This is a genomic window from Bradyrhizobium sp. WSM4873 (assembly GCF_055811355.1).
The window spans coordinates 1-25,016 of the sequence record NZ_JBVVPS010000041.1 but is presented as its reverse complement, the minus strand read 5'-3'; the positions used below and the strand labels follow the sequence as shown (position 1 = coordinate 25,016).

The following is a 25,016-nucleotide window of genomic DNA, read 5'->3' as shown; positions in this document are numbered from 1 at the left end:
CTGCATCGGTTTTCCGGAAGGTTAACCGTGCGGCTCATCGCGCCGCGGCATCCAACTGGGAACGCATGCGAACCACCGCGCGTCTTCGCGCGGCGGTTGCAGTCGATCGATGGTTGGTGACGGCGGCCGCGTCATGCCGCGCGCACGGTATCGAGGAAGTTGCCGACCTCGAGCTTGAGGCGGTTGCTGTCGCCCGACAGCGACTGCGCCGCCGCCAGCACCTGCGACGATGCCGAGCCGGTCTCGTTCGCCCCGCGCTGCACGTCGGTGATGTTGGACGACACCTGGTGGGTGCCTTCCGCCGCCTGCTGCACGTTGCGGGAGATTTCCTGTGTCGCCGCACCCTGCTCTTCCACGGCAGCCGCGATGGTGGAGGAAATCTCCGAGAGCTTCTCGATAGTGCCGCTGATGTCCTTGATTGCGCCGACCGAATGCTCGGTGGCGCTCTGGATGCTGGCGATCTGCTGCCCGATTTCGCCGGTGGCCTTCGCGGTCTGTTCGGCGAGTGCCTTGACCTCGGCGGCGACGACCGCAAAGCCGCGACCGGCTTCGCCGGCGCGCGCGGCCTCGATGGTCGCGTTGAGCGCCAGGAGATTGGTCTGACCTGCGATGGTGTTGATCAGCTCGACCACGTCGCCGATCCGCGTCGCCGCCCTGGACAATTCGCTGACACGCTCGGTGGTGACACGCGCTTGGCCGACAGCTTCGTTGGCCACGCGGGCCGATTTCTGCACCTGCCTGCTGATCTCGGTGATAGAGGACGACAGCTCCTCGGTCGCCGACGCCACCGCCTGCACGTTGGTGGACGCCTCCTCGGAGGCTGCGGCAACCATGGTCGTGAGCTGCTGCCCACGCTCCGCGGTCGATGTGAGCGTCGACGCCGAGGCTTCGAGCTCGGTCGCTGCCGAGGACACGGTATCGACGATCTCCCCGATCGCGGCTTCGAAGCCGTCGGCCAGCTTCCGCATCTCCAGCTTGCGCTGCTCGGCTGCCCGCTTCTCGGCCGCAGCGTGATCGCCGCGCATGCGTTCGACTTCGAGGCCGTTCTGCTTGAAGACTTCAACGGTCCGGGCCATCTCGCCGACTTCGTCACCTCGGCGGGTGCCTGGCACGACCGTCGTGAAGTCGCCATTGGCGAGCCCACCCATCGCTGCGGAAATGGCTGAAAGCGGCTTGATGATCCGGCCAAAGGTGATCCAGAAGCTGAGGCCAGCGAGCATCACCGAGGCGCAGAGCAACACGACCGTGAAAGCGAAACTACGAGTGCTGCCTTCTGCCTGCATCGTGGCTTCGCGGTCAGCGGCCGCGCCGATGGCTTCACCGAGCTTCAGCACCGCGTTGATGCCGGCAGTGGCCCGCGTGAAGTACTCGGGTCCGGTGATCTTGTAGTCCCCGCCCTCGCCACCGGCGAGCACAAGCGCCCGCGTTTCACCGTAGGCTCCAAAATAGGATTTTTCGACCTCCGTCATCGCCTCGCCGATCTGCACGGCGAGGTCGGAGCGCAGCCGCACCGGCAATACCGTGTCCCATGCGAGTTCGACCTTGGCCCGCAGCGCCGAAAGGCGCTCATAGCCCTCCATCCCGAGCTTCGCGCGCGCACCGACGACCCCAGCCAGCAGGGCCCGCTCCCGTCCGGCATTCTCGGCCATCTGAGCTGTCAGATGTCGCAAGCCGATGAGCTGCGCCAGCCTTGCCACGGGCGGGCTGGTGAGCGTCTCGAGCGTCAGCCGCAAGCGGTTGCTCGCGACGTCGATCACCTCCGTAATTGTTGGAACGAAGCCATCTACGAGGTCAGGCTCACGTTGGACGCGCGGGCGCGACATTGCCGCGTCGGCCTTCTCACGCAAGAGACGCAGCGCCTCGAATTTCGCCGCCGCGTCCGCAATCTGTCTTTGCCCCGCCGTCATTTCGGGAATGGCGCTGATATCGAGGATGGCTTGGCGAAAGGCCTCGTCGGCCGTCGCGCGCGCCTTTGCGATTTCGGCACGGCGCTCGGCGCTGACGACATCAGGAGACTTCAGCACGCCGTTGGTGAGCCCGCGTTCAATTGCCCAATGCCCTGCGCTGCGCAGCAGCAGATGGGCAACTGCGTTGACCTTCAGGAATGCCTCCGACTCTCGCCGCTTGAGGATGGCCTCATAGGCGATGAATCCGGCCGAGGCCAAGCCCAGCAAGACCAGGGCAGAGATGATGATCGGCAAGATCGTGCCGATCCGAACATGTCCGAGTCGACTCCATGCGCTGGCGGCCTGAGTTCGGGCCTGCTGATGATGAGCAGGGCTCAACATGGTACGTTTCCCCCCACAGGAAACACGCAGCCAAGTCCTTGCCGGCTGCATGGACGTTGATCGTCCTTGCAGGAGAATCTAATCCCTGGGGTTTCGCATTCTGGTTAACGGTAGGGTTCGGAGTAATACTGAGATTTCAGCCCAAATAGTTGAAAGGGAAGAGATAATTTCGCGAGAAAGTTGTAAATTTCAGCTTGAGGTCGCCGCTGTTTGCTTTTGCAGCCGACGTTCGCCAAGGCATGCGCGAGACCTTCGCGGCGACGATCAGGATGCAAAAACGCCCCGCCAAAGGAGGCAGGGCGTCTCCCGAACTGTCTGGAACGAGGTTCTTAGGCGGCGCGCACGGTGTCCAGGAATTTTCCGACCTCGAGCTTGAGGCGGTTGCTGTCGCCCGACAGCGACTGTGCCGCTGCCAGCACCTGCGACGATGCCGAACCGGTTTCGCCCGCGCCGCGCTGCACGTCGGTGATGTTGGACGACACTTGATGGGTACCTTCCGCCGCCTGCTGCACGTTGCGCGAGATCTCCTGCGTCGCCGCGCCCTGCTCTTCGACGGCCGCCGCGATCGTGGATGATATCTCGGATAGCTTTTCGATGGTGTTGCTGATGGCGCTGATCGCGCTGACCGAGTCCTGCGTCGCGGCCTGAATGCCGGAAATCTGCTGGCCGATCTCGCCGGTCGCCTTCGCGGTCTGCTCCGCGAGCGCCTTCACTTCGGAAGCCACCACGGCAAAGCCGCGACCGGCCTCCCCGGCGCGTGCCGCCTCGATGGTGGCATTGAGCGCCAGCAGGTTGGTCTGGCCGGCAATGGTGTTGATCAGCTCGACCACGTCACCAATGCGAGCCGCCGCCTTGGACAATTCGCCGACACGGTCGGTCGTGGTTCGGGCCTGGGTCACCGCCTCGCTCGCGACCCGCGCCGATTCCTGCACCTGGCGGCTGATCTCGGTGATCGAGGACGACAGCTCTTCGGTCGCGGAGGCAACCGACTGCACGTTGGTCGACGCCTCCTCGGAAGCCGCAGCCACAACTATCGTCAGTTCCTGTGCCCGCTCCGCCGTCGAGGTCAGCGTCGAGGCCGAAGCCTCGAGCTCCGTCGCGGCCGAGGAGACGGTATCGACGATCTCGCCGACGGCGCCTTCGAAACTGTCGGCAAGCCTGCGCATATCGGCCTTGCGCTGCTCGGCCGCCATCTGGTCCTGCCGCATCTTGGCTTCCGCTTCCTCGCGCGCCTTCTGCTCCGACACGATCTTGAATTTCTCGACAGCCGCGGCGACGCCGCCGACCTCGTCCTTGCGGCCGAGACCCGGCAGGACAACAGAGAAGTCACCACCAGCGAGCTTGTCCATGGCAACCGTGAGCGCGCGGATCGGCCGCGCGATGGTCAGGAAGGACATCAGCCACGAACCGATGAGGACGAGCACGGCGCACGCGCCGACCACCATGCCGAGACGCTCGCTCGTGGCCATCTCCTGTTGCGCGGCAGCGATTTCTTCCTCGCTTTTATGCTTGGCGAAATCGGCAATCTCGCTGGTCAAATTATCCAGTTGCGTAGCGAGCGGCAGCGTCACCTCACGTACATGGCGCGCGCCTTCCTCGGAAATCTTGGCGGCGCGGGCGGGGTCCGTCGCCGCCACGGCCATGGCCTCGCTGCGAACGGAGGCGTTCTGCTGCGCACCCTTGAGGTAATCGGCGGACGTAGACTTGAGCTTCTCCATCCGCGCGCGATTTTCCGCGGAGTGCGTCAATCTGAGCATGGAATCGACGACGCCGTTCAGCGCTTTCGACCGCTCCAGCAGAAGCTCGCTCGCCTTTTGCAAGTCGCCCTGATTGTTGGCGAGACGCATGTCTCGTACAGCGAGCTGCATGCCGCGTATCCCAAGCTTGGCTTCGGTGGCCTCGCGGACCAATTCCTGCTGCGCAATCGCTGCTTGGTTGGAATGACGCACGGTGTTGTTGCCGATGACCTGGCTCGCGATCATCGCGCCGACGAGAATAACGCCGAACGCCGAAGCGAGCGCGAGCTTGGTACCGATTTGCAGATTCTGGATGAGTTTCGACATGGGCGCGTTTCCCGGGGATTACGCGGCCAAGTCATTGTCGGCCGCCCTCGGCGTTGATCGCCCTTGCCTAAAAACTGAGCTTCAGGTGTGGTGATCCGGTTAACGATCGCCCCCGGACAAATACCGGACTCACCGGAATCCCCTGAAAACGGCACGGTCCGCGCGCTTAACAGGTTAACCACACGCGGCGGTAGGATGCCCGACTTCTAGCCAGTGCGACCAAGGGCCTTCTGACTCTCGCCGATCAGGCTGATCCGGAACACCGGCTCCTTGTTCTCGTCGAGCAGCTCCATGCGCCATTCGGCGTTCGGCTTCAGGCTGCGCGAGATGCCGCCGAGCAGATTGGCGCAGACTTCGGTCATCTCGGTCCAGGCCGCAGCGCGATCCTCGAACTCATATGGCTGGTCGGCAGCACCGGAATAGCGGCCCGTGCTGATACGGAAGAAGTACAGCGACATCGTTGAACCCTTTTATCGGGCCGCGCCCCCCCGGCCGTACGCAAACTGGGGCGCGAACAGCTACCAACGCATGAAAGCCACCGTCCGTATGACTACGGCGCGGCGGCTTCGTGCTTGACGGCAGCTCTCAACGACAAAGTGCGCGGACTGTCCCGCGCACCAATTCACTGGGTGGAGCGACGAAGCTCCAGCGGAGCGTCGTCCTTGGCGGGCTCCGACTTGGCTTGCGGCTTCACCGGCTCGAGCCGGCTACTCTCGACGCGCGGGGTCTCGACACGCGCGGCGACTTCGGTGTTGGCCGCGCCGACCGAACCCGTGTGTTCCGAGGTGCGCAGCGAGCGCGGCCGCGCGACGGCACGCGCCATCAGCATCTGGTTGCCGCCCTGGTGATGGAAGTCGCAATAGGCGAAGCCCATCCCCGACACCGAGCCGCGGAAACTGCGATCGTCGGTCTTTTCAAGGTTGAAACAGGGCTCGAACGGAATGCCCTTGATCGAGGCGCAGACGTTCTGGCCGCGGATCTGAAGCGTGTTGCCGGGCAGGCGTAGATGTTTCACCGGACCTGCACCCGAGAACTGCACGGCGCCGGCGGCGCCGAGATCGTCCATGATGCGGCCCGCGCCCCGGGTGCCGTCAAAGCAGGTGAAAGCAAACACCTTCCCGGCGACGAAGCGGCGCGCCTCATCGGCGTTCATGCTTCCAGCAATGGCCGGCGCAAACGTCGCTACCGCCGTGACCGCCCCCAACACAATACGCGCAAGCATGCTCAACTCCGAACCAACCCCGCAGCGGGCTATGCCTTATCTCTTTACCCGCTGCTTACCATACTAACCATGGCGACATTGAAGCAGCATGGTTGGTAAAGTCTGAACGCCATTAGACAATTTTTACCACGGTGCGACCGCGGACCTGGCCGGCCAGGATTTTCGCGCCCCACTCCGGAACGTCGGAAAGCGAAATTTCGTGAGTAATTTCAGCTAGTTTCGTCCGATCCAGATCGGAGGCCAGGCGCTGCCAGGCGACCTTCCGCGGCTCGATCGGGCACATCACGGAATCGATGCCGAGAAGGCACACCGCGCGCAAAATAAAGGGTGCGACGGAAGACGGCAGGTCCATGCCGCCGGCCAAGCCGCAGGCCGCGATCGCGCCGCCGTACTTCGTCATCGACAGCAGATTTGCGAGCGTGGTGGAGCCGACGCTGTCGACGCCACCCGCCCAGCGCTCCTTGGCGATGGGCTTGGCGGCCGCCGACAATTCATTGCGGTCGATCACCTCGGTGGCGCCGATCTCTTTCAGGTAGTCGGCTTCGGACGCACGGCCGGTGGACGCGATGACGTGATAGCCGAGCTTCGAGAGCACGGCGGTCGCAACCGAGCCGACGCCGCCCGCCGCGCCCGTCACCACGACCGGACCGCTGTTCGGCGACACTCCGTGCTTCTCCAGCGCCAGCACGGACAGCATCGCGGTGAAGCCGGCGGTGCCGATCGCCATGGCATCGCGCGCCGACAGGCCCTGCGGAAGAGCGACCAGCCAGTCGCCTTTCACCCGCGCCTTCTCGGCATAGGCCCCGAGATGGGTCTCCCCCATGCCCCAGCCGGTGCAGACGACCTTGTCGCCCGCCGTCCATTGCGGATGGGAAGACTGCTCGACGGTGCCGGCGAAATCGATGCCGGCAATCATCGGGAAGCGGCGCACCACCGGCGCCTTGCCGGTGAGCGCAAGGCCGTCCTTGTAGTTCAACGTCGACCATTCCACGCGGACGGTGACGTCGCCCTCCATCAGCTCAGCTTCGTCGAACTGCGTGAACTGCGCGGTGGTGCCCTTGTCCGCCTTGTCGATCCGGATCGCCTTGAACGTCGCCACAGCAAAACTCCCTGACTTGTTTCAGGGGATGTTTAGCCGATCAGGCAGGCTGCGCAACCGCCCGCTGGACCGGTTTCTCCACGATCGGAAGATTGATCAGCGCCGAGAGCACGCCGAACAGGATCGAGAGCCACCAGATCGGCGTGTAGGAACCGAACCGCTCGAACACAATGCCGCCGAGCCAGACGCCGAGGAAGCCGCCGACCTGATGGCTGACGAAGGCGAAGCCATAGAGGGTGGCGAACCAGCGCGTGCCGAACATGATCGCAACCAGCGCCGAGGTAGGCGGCACCGTCGACAGCCAGGTCAGGCCGGAGGCAGCGCCGAACGCAATCGCGGAGAACGGCGTGATCGGGAATGAGATGAAGGCAAGCGTCGCAAGCGCGCGGGTGAAATAGATGGTCGAGAGGATGTAGCGCTTGGGCAGACTGTTCTGGAGATAGCCGACGCTCAACGATCCCATGATGTTGAACAGGCCGATCGCGGCGATCACCCAGCCACCGATTTGCGTGGAGATGCCGCTATCGACCAGGAAGGCCGGCAGATGCACCGTGATGAAGGCAAGCTGGAACCCGCAGGTGAAGAAGCCGAGGACAAGTAACACGTAGGAGCGATGGCCGAAGGCTTCCGCGAGCGCTTTGGTGAAGGTCTGCTGGTCCGCAGGCGCCGCGCTTGCCGTGCTTGCGACCGGCGGCGTCGAGAGCGCCAGCGACAGCGGGATGATCAGTAACATCAGGAAGCCGAACACGGTGAGCGCCTGTTGCCAGCCGAAATTGTCGATCAGGGCCACACCGATCGGCGCGAACAGGAACTGCCCGAACGATCCCGCCGCAGTGCCGGCGCCGAGCGCAAGGCCGCGCTTCTCGGCCGGCAAGAGCTTGGTGAATGCCGACAGGACCAGATTGAACGAGCAGCCGGCGAGACCGAAGCCGACCATGACGCCAGCGCCAATGTTGAGCGACAGCGGCGTCGAGGAATAGCGCATCAGGAGCAAGCCCCCGGCATAGAGCAGAGCGCCGACGCACATCACCCGGAACAGGCCGAAGCGATCGGCGACGGCGCCGGCGACGGGCTGGCCCAGTCCCCACAGCAAATTCTGAAACGCGATCGCGAGGCCGAACACGTCGCGGCCCCAGGCATATTCATGGCTCATCGGCTGCACGAAGAAGCCAAGCGCCGAGCGCGGGCCGAAGCCGAGCATCCCGATCGCGCAGCCGCAGAGAATGATGATCGCCGGCGTGCGCCAGGAGGAGGAACGGGAGACCGAACCGAGCTCGCCCATCTGTGTCGACATGCTGTTCCTCGTGCATCGTCGCGGATTCACAAATGGCAGCCGCGAGCCAGCTCGTTTAATGCATCTGCATGAAACCCCCAAGTCAAAAACGAATGCATTCCGTGAAGAGCTGGCGCGGGAGCATTGCATTTCCTCGCGGCCTCAGCCGACGCGCCGAGGGGACCGACTTGACGGAAATGTGTGCGGCGAGATCTAGCGGCTCCCAACACGGCGTGTTATCTCCTATTTGCTCATATCGAGCATATTAATATGATTTCCGGCCTGTCGGCCGGATTTCTCAGGCTCTGTATATGCTCAGAATGAGTATAAATGACATGCACGGGAGGCTTGGATGCCGCTAACTGGAATTTACGGCCCCGACGACTTTGCCAACCGGCCGCAGGGCCACGTCTTCGCCCCGGCACGGGGCGAGCAGGCGCGAACCGGACCTCCGCTGCCGATGCCTTCGCTGGAATGGACGCCGGAGGTCGAGCGAGCCACCGCACCGCTTTACGAGCGCGTGAAACACGTCATCCCGCCGATCGAATGGCCGTTGATGGCCCCGACGATCAAGGCGATCAACGAGCTGAAGCAGGCGCGGAACGCGGTGATCCTCGCGCACAATTACCAGGCGCCGGAGATCTTCCACTGCGTCGCCGACATCGGCGGTGATTCGCTCCAGCTCGCGGTCGAAGCCACCAGGGTGAGGGCCGGCATCATCGTCCAGTGCGGCGTTCACTTCATGGCGGAGACGTCGAAACTGCTCAATCCGGACAAGACGGTGCTGATCCCTGATACGCGCGCCGGCTGCTCGCTCGCCGCCAGCATCACCGGCGCCGACGTTCGCCTGCTCCGCGACAGATTTCCCGGCGTGCCTGTCGTAGCCTATGTCAACACCTCCGCGGAGGTGAAGGCCGAGGTCGATATCTGCTGCACCTCGTCGAACGCTGTCCAAGTGGTCGAGAGCCTCGGCGCACCCAGCGTGATCTTCCTGCCCGACCGCTATCTCGCCACTTACGTGGCCTCGAAGACCGACGTGAAGATCATTGCCTGGAAGGGCGCCTGCGAGGTGCACGAGCGCTTCACTGGTGCCGAGCTGCGCAGCTATCGCGAGGCCAACCCCTCCGTACAGATCATCGCTCATCCCGAATGCCCGCCGGACGTGCTGGCCGAGGCCGACTTCACCGGCTCGACCGCGCACATGATCAACTGGGTGCGCGAGCGGCGGCCGCGTCGGCTGGTGATGATCACGGAATGCTCGATGGCCGACAATGTGCGCGCCGAGCTGCCCGATGTGGAGATGCTGCGCCCCTGCAACATCTGCCCGCACATGAAACGCATCACGCTTGCCAACATTCTGGAGAGCCTGCTGACGCTTCGCGAGGAAGTGACGATCGATGCCGCACTTGCGGAACGTGCAAGGCGCTCGGTCGAGCGGATGATCAATCTGAAGAACTAGCGACGCACACAGCGGTCGTCCCGGCGAAGGCCGGGACCCATAACCACGCGAAGATATCGGCGCGAAGAACGACGTCGAGCAGCTCAATCAAACAACTCCTGCTGCGGAGTATGGGTCCCGCCCTTCGCCGGGACGACGGTGGAGAGCTTGGAGAAAGCTATGACAACAAACAACATCAACACCCTCCCCCGCACCGACGATGTCGTCATCGTCGGTGGCGGCCTTGCCGGATTGTTCTGCGCGCTTAAGCTCGCGCCGCGGCCCGTGACATTGATCTCGGCCGCGCCGCTCGGACAGGGCGCGTCGTCCGCATGGGCGCAAGGTGGAATCGCCGCGGCAATGGCTGAAGGCGATACGCCGGAAGCGCACGCCGCGGACACGGTTGCCGTTGGCGGCGGCATCGTCGACCAGGCGATCGCATTGGGGATCGCGCGCGAGGCCGCGCCGCGGATTCATGATCTTCTCGCCTATGGCGTGCCGTTCGACCGCGATCTCGAAGGCAGGCTCGCAGTCGGGCGCGAGGCCGCACATTCGGCGCGGCGTATCGTACATGTGCGTGGCGATGGCGCGGGCGCCGCCATCATCGCGGCGCTGAGCGATGCCGTGCGGCGCACGCCGTCGATCCGATTGATCGAAGGTTTCGTCGCCGAGGCCCTATTGACCGAGGACGGCGCCGTCGCCGGCCTTCAGTTGCGCGAAGCCGGCAATTTCGCTGCACGGCCGCTCCTGCTCGCCGCGCGGACCGTGGTGCTCGCCACCGGCGGCATCGGCCATCTCTATGCCGTCACCACCAATCCGCGCGAGGCCAGCGGATCCGGTCTTGCGATCGCCGCACGCGCGGGCGCGACCATCGCAGATCCCGAGTTCGTGCAGTTTCACCCGACCGCCATCATGGTCGGCCGCGATCCCGCGCCGCTCGCCACGGAAGCGTTGCGCGGCGAAGGCGCGACGCTGATCAACGGCCGTGGCGAGCGCTTCATGGCCGCGCGTCATCCGCTCGCCGAGCTCGCACCGCGCGACATCGTGGCCCGCGGCGTATTCGCGGAGATCTCGGCCGGACGCGGCGCCTTCCTCGATGCGCGGCAGGCCCTGGGCGCACGTTTTGCCGACAGATTCCCAACCGTTCATACAAGCTGCATCGCCGCCGGCATCGACCCCGCCACGCAGGCCATCCCGATCGCACCGGCGGCGCACTATCACATGGGCGGCATCGCGGTGGACGATCGCGGCCGCAGCTCGATCGACGGGCTCTGGGCCGGCGGCGAAGTGTCGTCCACCGGCGCGCACGGCGCGAACCGGCTGGCGTCGAATTCGCTGCTGGAGGCCGTGGTTTACGCCGCGCGCATCGCCGACGACATCGCCGGCCGCGCGATTCCTTCGCCCGCCCGCCTTGCCGTGGTGACGCCACGGGGCGGCGCGCCGGATGCTGCGGCCGTGAAGCGGCTGCGGATGCTGATGAGCACTTATGTCGGCGTGATCCGCGATGGTTACGGGCTTGCGGACGCAGTTCGCAGCTTCGCCGCGCTCGAACGCGAGGCCACGAGCATCGCGGTCAGCAACATGGCCACGGCAGCCCTGCTCGTGGCGGCGTCGGCCTGGAACCGGTGCGAGAGCCGCGGGGCGCATTTCCGCACCGACCATGCCGCGGACGTTCCCGCACTCGCACAACGCACCATGACCATGCTCACGGCGGCACGCGAGATCGCGGACAGCCTGAGCGAACGCCCAACACCGCGCACCGCGCAACCCCTGATCGCCTGATGGAGTCTGCCATGATCACCCCGACCTCCCTCCTCTATCCCGACGCCTTCCTCTCTCCCCTCGCGATCGACGAGGCCGTGCTGCGCGCGCTCGATGAGGATCTCGGCCGCGCCGGCGACATCACCTCGCTTGCGACGATACCCGAGGCAACGAAGGCGCAAGCTATCCTGGTCGCACGGCAATCCGGCGTGATCGCCGGCTTGCCGCTGGCGGTAGCCACCTTGCAAAAGCTTTCGCCCGGGATCGAGATACGCGCACATGTTCGTGACGCCGCGCGCGTCGCCCGCGGACAGCAGGTGCTGACGATCTCCGGGCCGGCACGCGCCATCCTCACGGCGGAGCGGACCGCGCTGAATTTCGTCGGCCGCCTGTCGGGCGTTGCGACGCTCACGGCGGACTATGTTGCGCGCACCGAGGGCACCCGGATGCGGATCTGCTGCACGCGAAAGACCACGCCCGGGCTGCGCGCGTTGGAGAAATACGCGGTACGCTGCGGCGGCGGCTTCAATCACCGTTTCGGGCTCGACGACGCGATCCTGATCAAGGACAACCACATCGCGGTCGCCGGCGGCATCCGCCCCGTGCTGGCGCGCGCCCGCGCCCATGCCGGCCACCTCGTTAAGATCGAGATCGAGGTCGACACGCTTTCGCAGTTGCGTGAGGTACTCGACACCGGCCTTGCCGACGCCGTGCTGCTCGACAATATGGACATTGCGACGCTGCGCGAAGCCGTTGGGATCAACGAGGGACGCCTTGAACTGGAGGCATCCGGCGGTGTCACGCTGGACTCGATCGCAGCCATCGCGGCGACCGGCGTCGACTACGCTTCAGCCGGCGCGCTGACGCATTCGGCGCCGAATTTCGACTGCGCGCTGGATATCGAGGCGTGAGGGCTACCGCCGCTCGGTTGCGCCCATCTCGGCGGAGCTCTTGGCTTCCTGGGTGAGCTCGGCGGAGAGCGCGGCGGTCTGCGCCGGGGTACCCCAGCTCGGCTCCTCGCTGCCGTCGCCCCATGCACGCGGGCGATAGAAGGTGTGGACGCCGGTCTTGTACATCTTCTTCATCTCGGCGACCCAGGACGGGCGCACCCAATAGGCGTGGTAGTGCGTGGACTTGCCGACCTCGGGTAGCCAGATCTGGCCGTCGAGCATGGCCTTCGAGATCTTTTTCGCGCGCTCCCACATCTCGGGCTCGCGGATCACGTCGGCATTGTTGTCGCAGGCAAAGGTGAACTGGCAGGCGAGATGGCGGTGCTTGTTCTGGTAGACGGCGCCGCACACGGTGTCCGGATATTTGCCGGAGAACACGCGGTTCATTACCACCTGCGCAACAGCCATCTGGCCGCGCACGGCCTCGCCGCGCGACTCGAAATAGACGGCCTCCGCGAGGCATTTTTCAGACTTCGCGCGCGACTTGTCGTCGAGTGCGAGCCGCTCCGCCGGCGATCTGGCGCGCTGGTTGTCGACGTTGACCTCACCCTTCGGCGCGACGCTCTCGCCGCTTTCGATATCCTTCGCAATATCCTCCGAGGGCGGCGACAACGAGGCCGTCACCTTCATGTCGGGATCGGGCATCACGATCAGCGGCTCCGCACCGGGTTGCCAGCTCTCGATGCTCTCGACATTGCCACCGAGCGACGAGCTGCCGAAGAACAGGTTCGAGGTCTTGACGCGGAATGGATCGCGCGGCGGTGCAGCCGGAATGGTGGCCTGCTTCAGCGCTTCGAGCGGCTGGAGCGCGAGCGAGCGCGCAACATCACTGGCTTGTGGCGCATTGGTGTATTGCGGCAGCGGCGGCGAGCGCAGCGCTTCGGCGAGTTCGGGATCGAGCGCGGCCGCGGACTCCGGCGACATCGCCTGTGGCAGCGCGACGGTCTTGGCGCCGAACACCGAGCTGTTCGACGTCGCGGGATCTTCCTGCGTGGGCGCTGCCGTCGGCGCGACCGCTTCGGGAGCCTGCGTCGGCGTGGCCGTTGCGAGGCGGTCACCCTTCATGGAGCGATCGACCTTGGGAAAATCGGCAGCCTGGTAGCGCGGCGGCGCCTGAAGCGCCGGATTGCGGCTGATCGCGCCGGTGACGTCGCGGCCGTCGAGGCTCGCGAGGCGAACCATCGCGCTCTGCGGCGCCGAAGTGCCGATCGGTCGGGAAAAACTGTAGGTGGCGAGCTGTATGGAGGACGCGGCAGAGAACACCTGCTTCTGCCAACGCTCCGCGACGCCGGGTTGGCGCGCCAGCAGCGAGGCAATGTCCTGATAGCCGGTCTCTCTCGGCATCAATGCGAAGATGCAGAGACCGATGCCGAAGGACGCGAACCGCGCGCCCTTCGGATGGGTACGCAACAAAAACATCGATACGCTCACGCTACGCTTACGCTAGAAAATCGAGCCGCAGTACATCCGTGCAATTCGATCTTTATCGTGAGTATCTAATTTAGGTTGCCGAGGCGTTAATCGGCGTTGCGCATGCGGCACACGCAAGCAATCGCAGGTGTTTTCACGGGGTGATGATGCGCGGTGGTAAATGCGCCCTCACGCGACGGGGTAAACAATCGGTCAACGCGAATGGTGAAGGAACTCTTGCGCGCACGTGTCATTGCGGGACGCGCGATGGGTTCCCGGTGTTGCAACATCATCCGCTGTCATGCCCCGACTTGATCGGGGCATCCAGTACGCCGCGGCTTCTACGTTCTGGCACTCACGTCTCGGCGTACTGGATCGCCCGGTCAAGCCGGGTGATGACAGCGAGTGTGTGGTGATCGCAATGACGGCGTGGAAGCAGTCGAGCCTCAAAAAGAAAGAGGCGGGGCTTAGCCCCGCCTCTCCGCATTCAGCATTTCAAATCGGCTTATGCCTGGCTCGCGATCGCCTTGCCGAGCGCGGCTTGCGCGGCGGCGAGGCGGGCGATCGGGACGCGGTAGGGTGAGCAGGAGACGTAGTCGAGGCCGATCGCGTGGCAGAAGGCGACGGAGGCGGGATCGCCACCGTGCTCGCCGCAGATGCCGACCTTGAGCGAGGCGCGCGTCTTACGACCGCGTACGACGCCGATCTTGACGAGCTCGCCGACGCCTTCCTGGTCGAGCGCGACGAAGGGATCGATCGGCAGGATGCCCTTGGAGACGTAAGTCCCGAGGAAGCTCGCGGCATCGTCACGGCTGATGCCGTAGGTCGTCTGCGTGAGGTCGTTGGTACCGAACGAGAAGAACTCGGCGCTCTCCGCGATCTCGGCCGCGAGCAGGCAGGCGCGCGGCAACTCGATCATGGTGCCGACCTGATAGGTCAGCTTGGTGTTGGTGTCGCGCATCACCGCCTTCGCGGTGGAGTCGATGCGCGCCTTGACGAGGTCGAGCTCCATCTTGGTGGCGATCAGCGGCACCATCACCTCGAGGCCGACGGCCTTGCCGGTGCGCTTCTCGGCCTCGACCGCCGCTTCGAAGATCGCACGCGCCTGCATCTCGGCGATCTCGGGATAGGCGATCGCGATACGGCAGCCGCGGAATCCGAGCATCGGATTGAACTCCGACAGCTCGCGCGCGCGGTCGGCCAGGCGCCGCGGGTCGGTGTTCATGGCGCGCGCCACTTCCTCGACCTCGGCATGGGTGTGCGGCAGGAACTCGTGCAGCGGCGGATCAAGCAAGCGGATCGTGACGGGGAGGCCCTTCATGATCTCGAACAGCTCGACGAAGTCGGCGCGCTGCATCGGCAGCAGCTTTGCCAGCGCAGCGCGGCGCGACTGCTCGTCCTCGGAGAGGATCATCTCGCGCACCGTGCGGATGCGCGTCTCCTCGAAGAACATGTGCTCGGTACGGCAGAGGCCGATGCCTTCCGCGCCGAACTTGATCGCGGTGTGCGCATCCTCCGGCGTGTCCGCGTTGACGCGCACGCCGATCTTGCGGACCTGGTCGGCCCATTTCATCAGCGTGCCGAACTCGCCGGACAGCTCGGGCTCGATCATCGGCATGCGGCCGGCGAGCACCTGGCCGAGCGAGCCGTCGATGGTGATGACGTCGCCGGTCTTGAAGGTGCGCGAGCCGATGCTCATGGTGCCGCGGCCGTAATCGACCCGGATGGTGCCGCAACCGGAGACGCAGGGCTTGCCCATGCCGCGCGCGACCACCGCGGCATGCGAGGTCATGCCACCGCGGGTGGTCAAGATGCCTTCGGCAGCGTGCATGCCGTGGATGTCTTCGGGGCTGGTCTCGATCCGGACCAGAATCACCTTGCGTCCGTCGGCCTGAAGCTTGGCCGCCTCGTCCGAGGAGAACACGATCTCGCCGGAGGCCGCCCCAGGCGAGGCCGGCAGGCCGGTCGCGATCACGTCGCGCTTGGCGTTGGGGTCGATGGTCGGATGCAGCAACTGGTCGAGCGAGGCGGGGTCGATCCGCGTCACCGCTTCCTTCTTGGTGATCAGGCCTTCATTGGCGAGCTCGACCGCGATGCGCAGCGCCGCCTTGGCAGTGCGCTTGCCGCCGCGGGTCTGAAGCATCCACAGCTTGCCCTGCTCGACCGTGAACTCCATGTCCTGCATGTCGCGGTAGTGCTTCTCGAGCAGCGTGTAGATCCGCGTCAGCTCCTTGTAGGCCTCCGGCATCGCCGCTTCCATCGACGCCTTGTCGGAGCCGGATTCCTTGCGCGCGTCTTCGGTGATGTCCTGCGGCGTACGGATGCCCGCCACCACGTCCTCGCCTTGCGCGTTGATCAGGAACTCGCCGTAGAGCTTGCTCTCGCCGGTCGAGGGATTGCGGGTGAAGGCGACGCCGGTCGCCGAGGTCTCGCCCATGTTGCCGAACACCATGGCCTGCACGTTGACCGCGGTGCCCCAGGATTCCGGGATGTCGTGCAGCCTGCGGTAGGTCACCGCGCGTGCGTTCATCCAGGATGAAAACACCGCGCCAATCGCGCCCCAGAGCTGGTCGTGCGGATCCTGCGGAAAATCCTTGCCGGTTTCGCGCGCGACCGCGTCCTTGTACTTGCCCACCAGATCGACCCAGTCGTCGGCGGTGAGATCCGTGTCGAGCGTATAGCCCTGGCTGTCCTTGAAGGTGTCGAGGATTTCCTCGAAGTGATGGTGCTCGAAGCCGAGCACCACGTCCGAATACATGGTGATGAAGCGGCGATAGCTGTCATAGGCGAAGCGGCGATCGCCCGACAGTTCCGACAGCGCTTCCACGGTCTCGTCGTTGAGGCCGAGATTGAGCACCGTGTCCATCATGCCCGGCATCGAGGCGCGGCCGCCGGAACGCACGGAGACGAGCAGCGGGTTCTTGGAATCGCCGAAGATCTTGCCGGTCAACTTGCCGACATGGTCGAGCGCCTTCTCAACCTGCGACTGCAATTCCTTCGGGTAGGATTTGTCGTGCGCGTAGAAGTAGGTGCAGACCGAGGTCGGAATGGTGAAGCCCGGAGGAACCGGCAGGCCGAGATTGGCCATCTCGGCGAGGTTGGCGCCCTTGCCGCCGAGCAGGTCGCGCATCTCCGCTTTGCCCTCGGCCTTGCCGTCGCCGAACGTGAACACCCACTTGCCGGCCTTGGCCGCAACAGGCGCAGCCTTGCTTGAAGCAGGCTTGCTTGAAGCAGCCTTGCTCGGTGCCGGCTTCGCGGCGACCTTCGGCGCAATCGGCTTCGTCGGTGCCTTTGCAACAGCCTTGGAAACCGACTTGGCGGCAGGCTTCACAGCCGGCTTGGCCAGCGGCTTCGCAGCGGCCTTGGCCACGGGCTTCGGGGCGCGCTTGGCAAGTGCCTTGCGGGCCGCCGGCGCGGCTTTCGCCTTGGCGGAGGACTTTGATTTCGCTGGCATTTTCGCTGAAGTTTTCGAGGCGGCTTTGGCCATAGCTTGCACACAACCTGCGAGAGGAATGGGTAATTGCGGGCCTTACACCACTTTGGGCAGGTCCGCGCAAGTCGAAGAGTTCCGTAGAATGAAGGCCTAGAGATGGAGCCACTTCAACAATCCGAGCCCGATCGCACCATTTATGATGAGAAAAATCGCGACGATCAGGTTCAGCAGGCGCGGCATGATCAGGATGAGCACACCCGCAAGCAGAGACAGGATCGGCGAGATGTGGGCGACGGTGATGTGCATGAATTTTCTTTCCGTGGGGTGGGGGCGAATCGCGGCGGGATCATAGCGGACTGGGTTCCGCGGGTAGAGACGCACTGGGCGCGCGCGAGTTCCCGGCTCCGCGAAAACAGCCCGAAAATGCCGCGAATGCGGCGGGCGTTTTCCGGAACATCGCCAAGACGCCTGCATTGGCAACCGGTCGCGCCATTGGCGCTTCCCGAAACCTTCTCGAAGGAGTTGCCCATGCGGAACAGGATTCTTGCTCTTGCAGCGCTCGCGGCCGCGATCGGCTCGCCCCTTGCGGCGCAGGCGCAAAGCAGCGTCACCGTGGGACGCGCGCCCGTCGTCGTCGAGAGCGGCCCGACCATCGCGGTCGAGCAGCGGCCGGCTTTCCGCGACTATGTCGTCGAACAACGTGTACCGGCTTTCCGCATCCCGGATCGCGTGGTGGTCGGTGCCACCTTACCTGAAAGCGGCGTCACCTATTATGACGTGCCGCAGCGTTTCGGCGCCACCACCTATCGTTATACCGTCGTGAACGGCGAGACCGTGCTGGTCGAGCCGCGCTCGCGGCGCATCGTCGAGGTGATGGACTAGCGTTCTCCGGAATCGACTAGGTGTCCGGCGCGTCACATCAATCAGGCTGACGCGAGCAGTATAGTCGGACATCAGGCCCCGCCCGGTCCTCCCCCCGCCGGGCGGGGCTTTTTTGTGCTGTCGTCATTCCGGGGCGCGCGAAGCGCGAGCCCGGATTGACAGTGTTGGCGGCCGCGGGACCGCGCTCAATCCTGGATCTTCGAGAAATCCGCCACCGCACGCGTGGCGCTGCGGATTTCGTTGAGCAGCTTCAGGCGGTTCTCGCGCACCTGCGTATCCTCGTCGTTGACGCGGACTTTCTCGAAAAATGCATCGACCGGCGGGCGTAGCTTGGCCATCGCACTCATCGCGGCAGCGAAGTCTTCCTTCGCGACAGCAGCGCTTGCCTCCGCCTTCACTTCGCCGATCGCCTTGGCCAGCGCCTTCTCCTCGCCGAGACCGTAGAGCGCGGCATCGGGCGCGCCGTCGAAGCTGCGCTTGTCCTTCTTCTCCTCGATGCCGAGGATATTGCTGGCGCGCTTGATGCCGGCGAGCAAATTCTTGCCGTCGTCGGTCTCGAGAAACTTTCCGAGCGCCTCGACGCGACGGACGATCATCAGGAGATCGTCCTGGCCGCCGAGCGCGAACACGGCGTCGACGAGATCGTGACGCGCGCCCTGCTCCCGGAGCTGGACCTTGAGGCGGTCGGCGAAGAAGGCAAGCAGGTCGCTCGGGAGCTTCTGCGCATCGGCAGGCTTCAAGGACAAGCCGGTGAGTGCGGACGCCGCCATCTTCATGATCGACAGACGCAGTGCGTTCTCAGCGATCAGCCTGATCACACCCAGCGCCGCGCGACGCAGCGCATACGGGTCCTTGCTGCCGGTCGGCTTTTCGTCGATCGCCCAGAAGCCGACGAGCGTATCGAGCTTGTCCGCGAGCGCCACCGCGACGCTAACCGGATCGGTCGGCACGCGATCCGCAGGACCTTGGGGCTTGTAGTGCTCTTCGCAGGCGGCCGCGACGGACGCATCCTCACCCTGCGCCAGCGCGTAGTACTTGCCCATCAGGCCCTGCACCTCGGGAAACTCGCCGACGACTTCGGTCAGCAAATCCGCCTTCGCCAGATGCGCGGCCCGCGCGGCCTTTGCGACATCGGCGCCGACCAGCGGCGCGATCTCGGCGGCGAGACGTTCGATGCGCTTGATGCGCGCGGCCTGTGTGCCGAGCTTCTCGTGAAACACGATCTGCTCGAACTTCGGCAGCCGGTCTTCCAGCTTCGTCTTCAGGTCCGTCTCATAGAAGAACTTTGCATCCGACAGGCGCGGACGGATCACGCGCTCATTGCCGGCGACGATGGTCTTGCCGCCGTCGGGCGCCTCGATGTTCGCGGTGAGGACGAATTTGTTGGTCAGCTTGCCGGTCTTGGGATCTTTGACGACGAAGCATTTCTGGTTGTTGCGGATCGTGGCGCGGATCACCTCGTCGGGGATCGCGAGATATTCCGCTTCGAACGATCCCATCATGACGACCGGCCATTCGACGAGGCCCGAAACCTCATCGAGCAGCACCTGGTCCTCGACCAGTTCGAACCCTTGCGCGAAGGTCAGCTCCTTGGCATCGGCGAAGATGATGTCCTTGCGCGCCTGCGGATCGAGGATGACTTTTGCCGCCTTCAGCTTCGCTTCGTAATCCTCGAAGCGTCGCACGGAAATCGCGCTAGGAGCCATGAAGCGGTGACCGTAAGTGGTTTGGCCGGTCTCGATGCCGTCCACCGCAAACTTCACGACGTCGGGCTCTTCGGTCTCGAGCCCGAAGGTCGCGGTGATCGCGTGCAGCGGGCGCACCCAGCTCAGCGAGCCCGGCTTGCCCGAGCGCGCACCCCAGCGCATCGATTTCGGCCAGGGGAAGGTGCGGATGATCACGGGGAGGATTTCCGCGAGCACGTCGATCGCGTCGCGGCCGGGCTTCTCAATCAGCGCGATGTAGAAGTCGCCCTTCGGGTCGCGCTGGATCTTGGCCTCATCCAGCGACGTCAAACCTGTCGCTTTCAGAAAACCCTGCACGGCCGCATCGGCCGCGCCGATCTTCGGTCCGCGGCGTTCGGTCTTCAGGTCAGGCTGGCGCGCCGGAATGCCGTGCACGGTCAGCGCGAGCCGGCGCGGCGTCGCGAACGCCTTTGCGCCCTCGTAGACGAGGCCTTCGGCAACGAGCTTGTCGGTGACCATGCGGCGCAGATCGTCGGCCGCCTTGGCCTGCATGCGTGCGGGAATTTCTTCGGAGAACAGTTCAAGCAACAAATCAGGCATCAGGCCGCTCCGCCCGCTTCAGTATGGATCCAGGCCTCGCCGCAAGCCTTTGCCAGTTCGCGCACGCGAAGAATGTAGCTCTGCCGCTCCGTCACCGAGATCACGCCGCGCGCGTCGAGCAGGTTGAACACATGGCTCGCCTTGATGCACTGGTCATAGGCCGGCAGCGACATCAGATGCGCCTCGCGCTTGCCGTCCTTCCAGCCGGCTTCTAGGTACTTTCTGCACGCGCTTTCAGCCATCTTGAATTGCTCGAACAGCATCGCGGTGTCAGCGATCTCGAAATTGTGCTTCGAATATTCCCGCTCGGCCTGCAGGAAGACATCGCCATAGCTGACCTTGGCGTCACCGTCGCGGCCGTTGAAGTTGAGGTCGTAGACGCGATCGACGCCCTGCACATACATCGCGAGCCGCTCGAGCCCGTAGGTGAGCTCGCCCGCGACCGGCGCGCATTCGACACCCGCGACCTGCTGGAAATAGGTGAACTGGCTGACTTCCATGCCGTCGCACCAGCACTCCCAGCCGAGGCCCCAGGCGCCCAGCGTCGGGCTCTCCCAATCGTCCTCGACGAAGCGAATGTCGTGCATGGCAGAATCGATGCCGATCGCCGCGAGCGACTTCAGGTACAGCTCCTGAAGGTTCGGCGGCGACGGCTTCATGATCACCTGGAACTGGTAGTAGTGCTGCATCCGGTTCGGATTCTCGCCGTAGCGGCCGTCCTTGGGCCGCCGGGAGGGCTGCACATAGGCCGCATTCCAGGGCTTTGGCCCGAGCGCGCGCAGCGTGGTCGCCGGATGGAAGGTGCCCGCACCCATCTCCATGTCGTAGGGCTGCAGGATCACGCAGCCCTGCTCGGCCCAGAACCGCTGGAGCGCGAGGATAAAGCCCTGGAACGAGCGTTCCGGGCGCATATGGGCGGGCAAGGAGGCGTCCATCGTCAGATCGGGCTCTCGCGGGGGGTTGAATCGCGCGGGACCGTATCGACGGCAGGAGTGGGAATCAAGGCAAAGGGGGGTGGAGTGTCCGGTCATGCCCGGGCTTGTCCCGGGCATCCACGTTCTTCATGCGTCAGGCAAGGCGTAGATGGCCGGGACAAGCCCGGCCATGACGACTGCAGCCACTAACCCGGCCGATAGGCTCCGGTCACGGGATCCTGCTTCAGCGTCTGGACGGCCCCCCTATGGGCGGCCTCGGCGACGCGCGAGAGGCGCATCTCCTCCAGCTCCTGATTGATCCGGATAGCGGTCTTGTAGGCCCAGCGGACCACGGCAAGCCCGCCCAGGACGCCCGCGAAAGCGACGAACGGCGGCATCGGTCGATCCTTGTTCAATGCTCAGCCCCCACGCGCATTCTTGCCCAGACCCGGCTGCACCGCAATTGGCTCAGCCTCAAGTCTCCTTGGGACCAAATGGCGCGGGAGGGCGCCGCCTAGAACCCGAATTTCGCCCAGATCGCGCGCGTCTCGACCGCCGAGATCAGCTCGTCCGGCAGGCCGACCATTGATTCCACGGCCGAAAGCTGCCCCGCGCCGGGCGATTTCCGGCCCAAAAGGCTGGAGAGCAGACCGGTCGGCTGGGCAATCACGGGGGTGAGAACCTTCTCGCCATAGCGGGCACGAAGAGTTGAGCGGAGATCGCCGATGCTGTCGGCGAGCCCCAGCGCGACCGAACTCTCGCCGGCCCAGTATTCACCCGTGAACAGCGTGTCGTCGGAGCCCTTCAGCCGCGCGCCGCGGCTCTCCTTCACCAGCGCGATGAATATCTGGTGGATCTCGCGCTGGAGCGCCTTGAGCTTGGCGACGTCGTCGGGGTTTTCAGGGAGAAACGGGTCGAGCATCGCCTTGTGCGCGCCGGCGGTGTAGAGGCGCCGCTCGATGCCGAGCCGCTTGATCGCCTCCTGGAAACCAAAGCTGCCGCCGACCACGCCGATGGAGCCGAGGATCGAGGAGGGATCGCAGATGATCTCGTCGCCGGCGCAGGCGATCATGTAGCCGCCGGAGGCCGCGACGTCCTCGACGAACACCAGCACCGGCAGCTTCTTCTCCGCCGCGAGCTGCTTGATGCGCAGGTAAATCTGGCGCGACTGCACCGGCGAGCCGCCGGGCGAGTTGATCACCAGCGCCACCGCCTTGGCGTTGCGCATCGAAAACGCCCGCTCCAGCACCCGCGAAACGGTCGCGAGCGTCATGCCCGGGCGCAGCGGCGTCACCGCGCCGATCACACCGGACAGCCGCACCACCGGCACCACGGCCGTGCCGGGACGGAAGCGCGCCGGCAGATATTGCATGAGCTTGTCGGCCAGGCCGGAACTCTCACGATCGTTCAATTGTTCGGCCATGCCGTTACCTCTGATTAACCATTTCTTATCACGCGACTGTCATTGGAAGGGCCCGGAACGTGTTTTGCAGAAACTCCGTTGAGAGGCTGCAATGGGCCAGCGGAGAACACCATGAAAATCTATCTGCTGATGCTGCTGATCGGTGCGCTGTTCATGGCGATCCGCCTGACGACTCCCCAAGAGCAGCAATCGGAATCGCTTCCGCAATAGCTCAGCACGGTTCCACCAGGGGTAGAACCGCCCTTCCCTCCAGAATATCCATCACCTCTTTTTTAGGCACGCGTGATTCCTCGTTGAGGATGAGGCCCGGCAACAATCGTGTCGGAGCCCTCCCGCCCTTGATCGCGCGCACCAGCACGCGGATCGCTGGCCGCCCGGCTTCACCGTGAACCGGCAGGATCGCGAGACTGCCGAAGCCGCGAGACAGCGCCGCCAAAACCTCCGCGATCCCATCTGCGCGCCAAATCAATGTCAGCGCACCATTTGATCGGAGGATGCGCCGGGCCGCATGCACCCAGGCATTCAGCGTCTCATTCGTCGCCACATGCGCGATCTGGCGCGCCTCGTCGGGCGAACCGCGATGGCGAGCGGGATCGTGGAAGGGCGGGTTCATCAGCACCACGTCGACGCTGTCGGGCGCGAGCCCGCTGGCCGCGAAGGCCTGCGCGTCCGCGGTAACGTCGAGCACGATCGTCTCGGCGGCAATCGCATTCGCTGCCGCATTGGCGCGCGCAAGCTCCGCCAGCTCGGGATCGATCTCGACCAGGCCAAGCCTGATCCCGGCCACGCGCCGCGCCAACGCAAGCCCGGCCGTGCCGATGCCGGCGCCGAGATCGACGACGCGGTCGCCCGCCCTCGCCTCCGTCGCCGCCGCGAGCAGAATGGCGTCGTGCCCGGCGCGATGGCCGGACCGCTTCTGCTTCAGCCGCAATCGCCCGCCGAGAAAGGCGTCCTCGGTGAGGTCTGCCAGCGCTTCACTCATCGCCGCGCAGTTCGTGGCTGAGGCCGGCCTCGGTCAGAAGCTGCCGGGCCTCGATGGCGTCGTCCTCGTGGACCAGGATCCGCCGCGGCAAAATGCCGAGCGAGCCCTCGATGATGCTCATGTTCTGGTCCAGCACCAGATGATGGATGTTGGCACCGTCGAGCAGCGCGCCGATCGCCGACACCAGCACCATATCGTTGGTCCGAACCAGTTCTCGCAAAACACAGGCCTCCTGCCTGACGGGGATGAAGCGGCAAATGTCAATGGTTCCACGGCCCTTGCCGCATCCCCGTCCAGTTTCTATTGTCTTTCCATCAGAATAGCCCTTCCGGGGCAAATATTGGAGACCGGCGTGGCCGTCATCGTACCATTCGAAACTCCCGGCGCGTCGATCGAAGAGCTGGTTGCCCTTGTCGCCGGTGACATGGAGCGCGTCAACGCCACGATCCTGTCGCGGACAGGTTCGGACGTGACCATGATCCCGGAGGTCGCCAACCATTTGATCTCCTCAGGGGGCAAGCGCCTGCGGCCGATGCTGACGCTGGCCATGGCCAACCTCGCCGGCTACACCGGCGACGGTCATATCAAGCTCGCCGCCAGCGTCGAGTTCATGCATACCGCCACCTTGCTCCATGACGACGTCGTCGACGAGAGCGAGATGCGCCGCGGCAAGCTGTCGGCGCGCATGCTCTGGGGCAATGAGGCGAGCGTGCTGGTCGGCGATTTCCTGCTCGGGCAAGCCTTCCGCATGATGGTCGAGGTCGGCTCGCTCCGCGCGCTCGACATTCTCTCCGCCGCCGCCGCCACCATCGCCGAGGGCGAGGTGATGCAGCTTGCCGCCGCCAAGAACACCGCGACCACCGAGGACGAATATCTCGCCGTGATCCGGGGCAAGACCGCCGAACTGTTCGCGGCCGCCTGCGAGGTCGGGCCCGTGATCGCCAACCGCCCCAAGGCGGAGCAGACCGCCTGCCGCTCGGTCGGCATGAATCTCGGCATCGCTTTCCAGCTCGTCGACGACGTCCTCGACTATGGCGGCAAGAGCGCCAAGCTCGGCAAGAACACCGGCGACGATTTCCGCGAGGGCAAGATCACGCTGCCCGTCGTGCTCGCCTTCCGCCGCGGCAACGACACCGAGCGCGCCTTCTGGATCCGCGCGCTCGAGCGCGGCGAGATCGGCGACACCGACCTCGACCACGCCATCGGGTTGATGAACAAGCATCGTGCGCTCGAAGACACGCGGAGCCGCGCCCAGCATTACGGCGCCATGGCGGTGGACGCGCTGGCGCTGTTCCCGTCCTCGCCGATGAAGAGCGCGCTGGAGCAGGTCGTGGCGTTCTGTCTGGCCCGGTCGCATTAGCTTCTCGCATCCCTAGCGCTTGCTGGTCGCCACACCCTCAGTGTCGTCCCGGCGAAGGCCGGGACCCATTACCCCGGTCAGCGTTGTCTTAGCGGCTCTGGCTACCATCGTGCACCACAACAACAGTCGTGGGTATGGGTCTCAGCCTTCGCCCTGGGGCATGCACATATCTCTAAGGCTCCATCCTGCTGCAACGGCGTGGAAGTATTCGAGGCCGTTTTTGAAGGTGATGG

20 protein-coding genes are annotated in these 25,016 nt (G+C 64.9%); 5 read left to right on the top strand and 15 right to left on the bottom strand.

All coding sequences use genetic code 11. From position 1 onward, the window contains the following. Positions 1-131: 131 nt before the first annotated feature. From AC0L21_RS33415 to AC0L21_RS33390, 6 genes are all read right to left on the bottom strand, one after another. Entirely contained in the window at positions 132-2,288 is a 2,157-nt protein-coding gene (locus AC0L21_RS33415) for a methyl-accepting chemotaxis protein (protein ID WP_473265911.1), read from the bottom strand. Between the two features lie 329 nt (positions 2,289-2,617). After that, positions 2,618-4,351, bottom strand: a complete 1,734-nt coding sequence (locus tag AC0L21_RS33410; RefSeq protein WP_473265910.1) for a methyl-accepting chemotaxis protein — start codon at positions 4,349-4,351, stop codon at positions 2,618-2,620. A 206-nt stretch (positions 4,352-4,557) separates the two neighbouring features. Continuing rightward, positions 4,558-4,809: a DUF6894 family protein gene (locus tag AC0L21_RS33405; RefSeq protein ID WP_473265909.1), complete on the bottom strand. Its 252-nt coding sequence runs from the start codon at positions 4,807-4,809 to the stop codon at positions 4,558-4,560. A gap of 164 nt (positions 4,810-4,973) precedes the next feature. Further along, the gene (locus AC0L21_RS33400; protein ID WP_473265908.1) at positions 4,974-5,573 is read right to left on the bottom strand and encodes a hypothetical protein; all 600 of its coding nucleotides are present in this window, start codon (positions 5,571-5,573) and stop codon (positions 4,974-4,976) included. A 112-nt stretch (positions 5,574-5,685) separates the two neighbouring features. After that, entirely contained in the window at positions 5,686-6,672 is a 987-nt protein-coding gene (gene acuI, locus AC0L21_RS33395; protein WP_473265907.1) for an acrylyl-CoA reductase (NADPH), read from the bottom strand. Between the two features lie 40 nt (positions 6,673-6,712). Further along, on the bottom strand, positions 6,713-7,966 hold the full coding sequence (locus AC0L21_RS33390; RefSeq protein WP_473265906.1) for an MFS transporter: 1,254 nt from the start codon (positions 7,964-7,966) through the stop codon (positions 6,713-6,715). Positions 7,967-8,297: 331 nt separating this feature from the next. On the opposite strand from AC0L21_RS33390, the gene nadA reads away from it, so the two are divergent. From nadA to nadC, 3 genes are all read left to right on the top strand, one after another. After that, positions 8,298-9,404, top strand: coding sequence for a quinolinate synthase NadA (gene nadA, locus AC0L21_RS33385; RefSeq protein WP_473265905.1), 1,107 nt, complete (start codon positions 8,298-8,300; stop codon positions 9,402-9,404). A gap of 159 nt (positions 9,405-9,563) precedes the next feature. Continuing rightward, the gene (locus AC0L21_RS33380) at positions 9,564-11,165 is read left to right on the top strand and encodes an L-aspartate oxidase (protein WP_473265904.1); all 1,602 of its coding nucleotides are present in this window, start codon (positions 9,564-9,566) and stop codon (positions 11,163-11,165) included. An 11-nt stretch (positions 11,166-11,176) separates the two neighbouring features. Beyond that, positions 11,177-12,055, top strand: a complete 879-nt coding sequence (gene nadC, locus AC0L21_RS33375; protein ID WP_473265903.1) for a carboxylating nicotinate-nucleotide diphosphorylase — start codon at positions 11,177-11,179, stop codon at positions 12,053-12,055. Between the two features lie 3 nt (positions 12,056-12,058). On the opposite strand, the gene AC0L21_RS33370 is transcribed toward nadC, so the two are convergent. From AC0L21_RS33370 to AC0L21_RS33360, 3 genes are all read right to left on the bottom strand, one after another. After that, positions 12,059-13,513: a cell wall hydrolase gene (locus AC0L21_RS33370; protein ID WP_473265902.1), complete on the bottom strand. Its 1,455-nt coding sequence runs from the start codon at positions 13,511-13,513 to the stop codon at positions 12,059-12,061. A gap of 496 nt (positions 13,514-14,009) precedes the next feature. After that, positions 14,010-16,991, bottom strand: a complete 2,982-nt coding sequence (gene ppdK / locus AC0L21_RS33365) for a pyruvate, phosphate dikinase (RefSeq protein WP_473265901.1) — start codon at positions 16,989-16,991, stop codon at positions 14,010-14,012. 96 nt (positions 16,992-17,087) lie between these two features. Continuing rightward, a complete protein-coding gene (locus AC0L21_RS33360; RefSeq protein ID WP_007594951.1) occupies positions 17,088-17,243 on the bottom strand; it encodes a DUF3096 domain-containing protein in 156 nt (51 codons plus the stop codon). A 222-nt stretch (positions 17,244-17,465) separates the two neighbouring features. On the opposite strand from AC0L21_RS33360, the gene AC0L21_RS33355 reads away from it, so the two are divergent. Next, a complete protein-coding gene (locus AC0L21_RS33355) occupies positions 17,466-17,819 on the top strand; it encodes a DUF1236 domain-containing protein (protein ID WP_473265900.1) in 354 nt (117 codons plus the stop codon). 185 nt (positions 17,820-18,004) lie between these two features. Here AC0L21_RS33355 and glyS read toward each other — a convergent pair whose 3' ends face one another. The 6 genes from glyS to AC0L21_RS33325 form a co-directional block, all read right to left on the bottom strand. Further along, positions 18,005-20,104 (bottom strand): glycine--tRNA ligase subunit beta, encoded by a 2,100-nt coding sequence (gene glyS, locus AC0L21_RS33350; protein ID WP_473265899.1) that lies wholly within the window; start codon positions 20,102-20,104, stop codon positions 18,005-18,007. After that, the gene (locus AC0L21_RS33345) at positions 20,104-21,039 is read right to left on the bottom strand and encodes a glycine--tRNA ligase subunit alpha (protein ID WP_473265898.1); all 936 of its coding nucleotides are present in this window, start codon (positions 21,037-21,039) and stop codon (positions 20,104-20,106) included. The genes glyS and AC0L21_RS33345 overlap by 1 nt, the downstream gene beginning before the upstream one ends. Positions 21,040-21,224: 185 nt before the next feature. Then, positions 21,225-21,416, bottom strand: coding sequence for a hypothetical protein (locus AC0L21_RS33340; RefSeq protein WP_473265939.1), 192 nt, complete (start codon positions 21,414-21,416; stop codon positions 21,225-21,227). A gap of 116 nt (positions 21,417-21,532) precedes the next feature. Continuing rightward, the gene (locus AC0L21_RS33335; protein WP_473265897.1) at positions 21,533-22,441 is read right to left on the bottom strand and encodes a S49 family peptidase; all 909 of its coding nucleotides are present in this window, start codon (positions 22,439-22,441) and stop codon (positions 21,533-21,535) included. A gap of 211 nt (positions 22,442-22,652) precedes the next feature. Further along, entirely contained in the window at positions 22,653-23,423 is a 771-nt protein-coding gene (locus AC0L21_RS33330) for a tRNA1(Val) (adenine(37)-N6)-methyltransferase (protein ID WP_473265896.1), read from the bottom strand. Continuing rightward, complete coding sequence (locus AC0L21_RS33325; protein ID WP_007607161.1) at positions 23,416-23,643, bottom strand: putative signal transducing protein; 228 nt, start codon at positions 23,641-23,643, stop codon at positions 23,416-23,418. The genes AC0L21_RS33330 and AC0L21_RS33325 overlap by 8 nt, the downstream gene beginning before the upstream one ends. Before the next feature lie 132 nt (positions 23,644-23,775). On the opposite strand from AC0L21_RS33325, the gene AC0L21_RS33320 reads away from it, so the two are divergent. Beyond that, positions 23,776-24,783: a polyprenyl synthetase family protein gene (locus tag AC0L21_RS33320; protein ID WP_007594965.1), complete on the top strand. Its 1,008-nt coding sequence runs from the start codon at positions 23,776-23,778 to the stop codon at positions 24,781-24,783. Positions 24,784-25,016: the final 233 nt, after the last annotated feature.

What these genes read in the sequence shown, in the direction of transcription:
- AC0L21_RS33370 (WP_473265902.1), bottom strand. Translation starts at nt 13,513, where the DNA reads ATGTTTTTGTTGCGTACCCATCCGAAGGGCGCGCGGTTCGCGTCCTTC.
- nadA (WP_473265905.1), top strand. Translation starts at nt 8,298, where the DNA reads ATGCCGCTAACTGGAATTTACGGCCCCGACGACTTTGCCAACCGGCCG.
- AC0L21_RS33415 (WP_473265911.1), bottom strand. Translation starts at nt 2,288, where the DNA reads ATGTTGAGCCCTGCTCATCATCAGCAGGCCCGAACTCAGGCCGCCAGC.
- AC0L21_RS33340 (WP_473265939.1), bottom strand. Translation starts at nt 21,416, where the DNA reads ATGCCGCCGTTCGTCGCTTTCGCGGGCGTCCTGGGCGGGCTTGCCGTG.
- AC0L21_RS33355 (WP_473265900.1), top strand. Translation starts at nt 17,466, where the DNA reads ATGCGGAACAGGATTCTTGCTCTTGCAGCGCTCGCGGCCGCGATCGGC.
- AC0L21_RS33380 (WP_473265904.1), top strand. Translation starts at nt 9,564, where the DNA reads ATGACAACAAACAACATCAACACCCTCCCCCGCACCGACGATGTCGTC.
- glyS (WP_473265899.1), bottom strand. Translation starts at nt 20,104, where the DNA reads ATGCCTGATTTGTTGCTTGAACTGTTCTCCGAAGAAATTCCCGCACGC.
- nadC (WP_473265903.1), top strand. Translation starts at nt 11,177, where the DNA reads ATGATCACCCCGACCTCCCTCCTCTATCCCGACGCCTTCCTCTCTCCC.
- AC0L21_RS33330 (WP_473265896.1), bottom strand. Translation starts at nt 23,423, where the DNA reads ATGAGTGAAGCGCTGGCAGACCTCACCGAGGACGCCTTTCTCGGCGGG.
- AC0L21_RS33335 (WP_473265897.1), bottom strand. Translation starts at nt 22,441, where the DNA reads ATGGCCGAACAATTGAACGATCGTGAGAGTTCCGGCCTGGCCGACAAG.
- AC0L21_RS33410 (WP_473265910.1), bottom strand. Translation starts at nt 4,351, where the DNA reads ATGTCGAAACTCATCCAGAATCTGCAAATCGGTACCAAGCTCGCGCTC.
- AC0L21_RS33400 (WP_473265908.1), bottom strand. Translation starts at nt 5,573, where the DNA reads ATGCTTGCGCGTATTGTGTTGGGGGCGGTCACGGCGGTAGCGACGTTT.
- AC0L21_RS33345 (WP_473265898.1), bottom strand. Translation starts at nt 21,039, where the DNA reads ATGGACGCCTCCTTGCCCGCCCATATGCGCCCGGAACGCTCGTTCCAG.
- AC0L21_RS33405 (WP_473265909.1), bottom strand. Translation starts at nt 4,809, where the DNA reads ATGTCGCTGTACTTCTTCCGTATCAGCACGGGCCGCTATTCCGGTGCT.
- AC0L21_RS33390 (WP_473265906.1), bottom strand. Translation starts at nt 7,966, where the DNA reads ATGTCGACACAGATGGGCGAGCTCGGTTCGGTCTCCCGTTCCTCCTCC.
- AC0L21_RS33360 (WP_007594951.1), bottom strand. Translation starts at nt 17,243, where the DNA reads ATGCACATCACCGTCGCCCACATCTCGCCGATCCTGTCTCTGCTTGCG.
- ppdK (WP_473265901.1), bottom strand. Translation starts at nt 16,991, where the DNA reads ATGGCCAAAGCCGCCTCGAAAACTTCAGCGAAAATGCCAGCGAAATCA.